The sequence below is a fragment of the Mycobacterium sp. genome (assembly GCF_051006775.1).
In the GTDB taxonomy this organism is placed as follows: Bacteria; Actinomycetota; Actinomycetes; order Mycobacteriales; family Mycobacteriaceae; genus Mycobacterium.
The window spans coordinates 1-3,966 of record NZ_JBPCSX010000051.1; the positions used below are offsets into that span (position 1 = coordinate 1).

A 3,966-nucleotide genomic window follows, 5' to 3' on the forward strand; every position below is an offset into this window, starting at 1 on the left:
CCTGGAACCTCCCGCTGGTCTTCGGCCCGGTGGCGCTGGCCTACAACCTGCCCGGCGTCGACAACGTGGCCGTCAGCGGTGATGTGCTCGCCAAGATCTTCACCGGTGCAATCACCAACTGGAACGACCCGGCCATCGCTGCCCTCAACAGCGGCGCGACCCTGCCCGACACCAAGATCACCCCGATCTACCGGTCGGACTCCTCGGGTACCACCGACAACTTCCAGAAGTACCTGACCACCGCCGCACCGCAGAGCTGGACCAAGGGTGCCGGCAAGGAATTCCAGGGCGGCGCCGGTGAGGGTGCGCAGAAGTCGGCCGGCATTGTTCAGGCCGTGCAGGCGACCCCGGGTGCCATCGGTTACGTCGAGAAGGGCTTCGCCTCGCAGGCAAACCTGCCGATGGCCGCAATCGACACCGGTGCCGGTGCGGTGGCCCTGACCGATGAGACGGCTGCCACGGCCATCGCGGGCGCAAAGTTCGCCGCCGACGGCAACGATCTGGCGCTGGACCTCAACTCGATCTACGGCACCACCGCCCCGGGTGCCTACCCGCTGGTGCTGGCGACCTACGAGATCGTCTGCTCGAAGGGGTATGACGCCGAGACCGCCGCTGCGGTCAAGTCGTTCATGACGGTCGCGGCCAATGACGGCCAGGCCGGACTGTCGGCGGCGGGCTACATCGCCCTGCCGGACGCGTTCAAGTCGCGACTTCTGACCGCCGTCGCCGCAATCCAGTAAGTAGGCTGGTGCAGGGGGCCGATCACGGTGACGATAGAGCGCAACATCACTGATGGGACATATGTGACCGAAGAAGGGCCTGATCCGGTGACGGCGGGTTCCGCCGAGGTGATCGCCGCTCCGATCCCGGAATCTCCGGCCATCCCGACCGATCCCTCGGGTCGCACGAAGGTGCGACTCGGGGATCGGGTCTTCCGCAGCCTCGCGGAGGGTTCGGGCGTCCTCATCATCGCGCTCATCGTCGCCATCGGCCTGTTCCTGCTCTGGCGAGCGATTCCGGCACTGGCCCGCAACGAGGCGAATTTCTTCACCTACGGCGGAAACTGGGTCACCACCGACACCGCAAACATGCAATTCGGAATTCTCGATCTGCTTCAGGTGACGGTGTTCGTCTCATTGTTCGCGCTCGTCCTTGCCATGCCGATCGCATTGGGTATCGCGATCTTTTTGACCCAGTACGCGCCACGGCGTGTCGGTGGTCCACTGGGGTACATGGTCGATCTGCTGGCGGCGGTGCCCTCGATCATCTACGGCGTGTGGGGGCTCTACGTGCTGGCGCCGGTGATCAAACCGGTGGCGATGTGGCTCAACGCTCACCTCGGCTGGATGTTCCTGTTCGCAAGCGGTAACGCATCGGTGGCCGGCGGCGGCACCATCTTCACCGCCGGCATCGTGCTGGCGGTGATGATCCTGCCGATCATCACCGCGGTGGCAAGGGAGGTGTTCGCCCAGACGCCGCTCGGTCAGATCGAGGCGGCCCTGGCGTTGGGGGCGACCCGGTGGGAGGTGGTCAGGACTACCGTGCTGCCGTTCGGCCTGTCGGGATACATCAGCGGCGCCATGCTCGGACTGGGCCGAGCACTCGGTGAGACCATCGCGCTGCTGATCATCCTGCGCGGCACTCAGAAGGCGTTCGGCTGGTCGGTGTTCGACGCCGGCTACACCTTCGCGAGCAAGATCGCCGCTGCCGCATCGGAATTCAATGACCAATACAAGGCGGGCGCCTATATCGCAGCCGGACTGGTGCTATTCGTGCTGACGTTCGTGGTGAACTCGGCGGCCCGCGCCGCAGTCGCTGGGCGGGGACGAGCATGACATCGACTCTGCAGTCGCCGGTCAAGACGGCTACTTTCCGTCCCATCAGCGCGCGGCGCAAGCTGACGAACACCGCTGCGACCGTACTGGTCACGCTGTCGGTACTGGTTGCCATCATCCCCCTGATCTGGGTGCTCTACTCGGTGATCAGCAAGGGCGCCAACGCGGTGCTGGACTCGACCTGGTGGACCAATTCGCAGGCCGGTATGACTGCCTTCGCCGCCGGCGGCGGTGTCTATCACGCCCTGGTGGGCACCCTTCTGCAAGGCGCGATCTGCGCATTGATCTCGATCCCAATCGGTGTGTTCGTCGGTATCTACCTGGTCGAATACGGCGGCGGAACCCGACTCGGCAAAGTCACCACGTTCATGGTGGACATTCTCACCGGGGTGCCCTCGATCGTGGCCGCTCTGTTCATCTACGCGCTGTGGGTGGCGACGCTGGGTTTTCCGCGCTCCGGTTTCGCTGTCTCACTGGCCCTGGTGCTGTTGATGATTCCGGTGATCGTGCGCTCCACCGAGGAGATGCTCCGGATCGTCCCGATGGACCTCCGGGAGGCAAGCTATGCGCTGGGTGTGCCGAAATGGAAGACCATCCTGCGCATCGTCATCCCCACCGCGCTCTCCGGCATCGTCACCGGAATCATGCTCGCACTGGCCCGTGTCATGGGCGAGACCGCACCCCTGCTGATTCTGGTCGGGTACTCACAGGCGATGAACTTCGACATGTTCAGCGGATTCATGGGCTCTCTGCCCGGCATGATGTACGACCAGACCTCGGCCGGGGCGGGTGCCAACCCCGTTCCCACCGACCGGCTCTGGGGTGCGGCGCTGACGCTCATAGTGCTCATCGCGTTGCTCAATATCGGCGCGCGTTTCCTGGCAAAGTTCTTCTCTCCCAAGAAGGTTTAGGGTAACCCGTGGCCAAGAGGCTTGATCTGAAAGACGTCAACATCTACTACGGCGCCTTCCACGCTGTTGCCGATGTGACACTGTCCATCCCGCCGCGCAGCGTCACGGCGTTCATCGGTCCCTCCGGCTGTGGCAAGTCCACCGTGCTGCGGACGCTCAATCGGATGCACGAGGTGATTCCCGGTGCCCGGGTCGAGGGCTCGGTGCTGCTCGACGGCGAGGACATCTACGGCCCCGGTATAGATCCGGTTTCGGTGCGCAAGACCATCGGGATGGTGTTCCAGCGGCCGAACCCTTTCCCCACCATGTCGATTCGCGACAATGTGGTGGCCGGCCTCAAGCTGCAGGGTATGCGCAACCGGAAGTTGCTCGATGAGACTGCGGAGCGGTCACTGCGGGGCGCGAACCTGTGGAATGAGGTCAAGGATCGCCTCGACAAACCCGGTGGCGGACTCTCCGGTGGCCAGCAGCAGCGGCTGTGCATCGCTCGTGCCATTGCCGTCCAGCCGGACGTCCTGCTGATGGACGAGCCCTGCTCGGCGCTGGACCCGATCTCTACGCTGGCGGTGGAGGATCTGATCGCCGAACTCAAGCGGGAGTTCACCATCGTGATCGTCACCCACAACATGCAGCAGGCCGCCCGAGTCAGCGATCAGACCGCGTTCTTCAACCTCGAGGCCACCGGGAAGCCCGGCAAGCTCATCGAGGTCGACGACACCGGCAAAATCTTCTCCAACCCCAGCCAGCGGGCGACCGAGGACTACATCTCCGGCCGGTTCGGCTAGCTGGTCGGTACTTCGTCGTCCACCGGCAGCTGGCCGGTGACCTGGAAGATGACCCGCCGCGAGATCTCCACGGCGTGATCGGCGAAGCGCTCGTAGAACCGCCCCAGTAGCGTCACGTCGACGGCGGCGGCCACGCCGTGCCTCCACTCGCGGTCCATCATGACGCTGAACAGGTGCCGGTGCAGATCGTCCATGGCATCGTCATCCTGACGGATGCGGCGGGCCTTCTCCGGATCCCGGGAGACGAGAACCTCTCTGGCACTGTCGGCCAGATCGACTGCAACACGGCCCATTTCGGCGAAGTAGCCGTTGACCTCTTCGGGCAGCGCATGCTGGGGATGGCGGCGGCGAGCAATCTTGGCGACATGAAGCGCCAGGGCGCCCATCCGCTCGACGTCGGCCACGATCTGGATGGAGCTGACGATCGCCCGCAGG

At 64.5% G+C, this 3,966-nt stretch carries 5 protein-coding genes; 4 read left to right on the top strand and 1 reads right to left on the bottom strand.

The window, feature by feature from the left end; translation table 11 throughout:
- The 4 genes from pstS to pstB form a co-directional block, all read left to right on the top strand.
- On the top strand, positions 1-740 hold a 740-nt coding region (gene pstS, locus ACR2JI_RS03670; RefSeq protein ID WP_526388140.1), incomplete at its 5' end, for a phosphate ABC transporter substrate-binding protein PstS.
- Between the two features lie 63 nt (positions 741-803).
- Positions 804-1,835 (top strand): phosphate ABC transporter permease subunit PstC, encoded by a 1,032-nt coding sequence (pstC, locus tag ACR2JI_RS03675; protein WP_526388142.1) that lies wholly within the window; start codon positions 804-806, stop codon positions 1,833-1,835.
- The gene (gene pstA / locus ACR2JI_RS03680) at positions 1,832-2,746 is read left to right on the top strand and encodes a phosphate ABC transporter permease PstA (RefSeq protein ID WP_526388144.1); all 915 of its coding nucleotides are present in this window, start codon (positions 1,832-1,834) and stop codon (positions 2,744-2,746) included. The genes pstC and pstA overlap by 4 nt, the downstream gene beginning before the upstream one ends.
- A gap of 8 nt (positions 2,747-2,754) precedes the next feature.
- Complete coding sequence (gene pstB, locus ACR2JI_RS03685) at positions 2,755-3,531, top strand: phosphate ABC transporter ATP-binding protein PstB (RefSeq protein WP_526388146.1); 777 nt, start codon at positions 2,755-2,757, stop codon at positions 3,529-3,531.
- On the opposite strand, the gene ACR2JI_RS03690 is transcribed toward pstB, so the two are convergent.
- Positions 3,528-3,966 (bottom strand): phosphate signaling complex PhoU family protein (locus ACR2JI_RS03690; RefSeq protein WP_526388148.1); only part of this gene is annotated, 439 nt, incomplete at its 5' end. The genes pstB and ACR2JI_RS03690 overlap by 4 nt on opposite strands.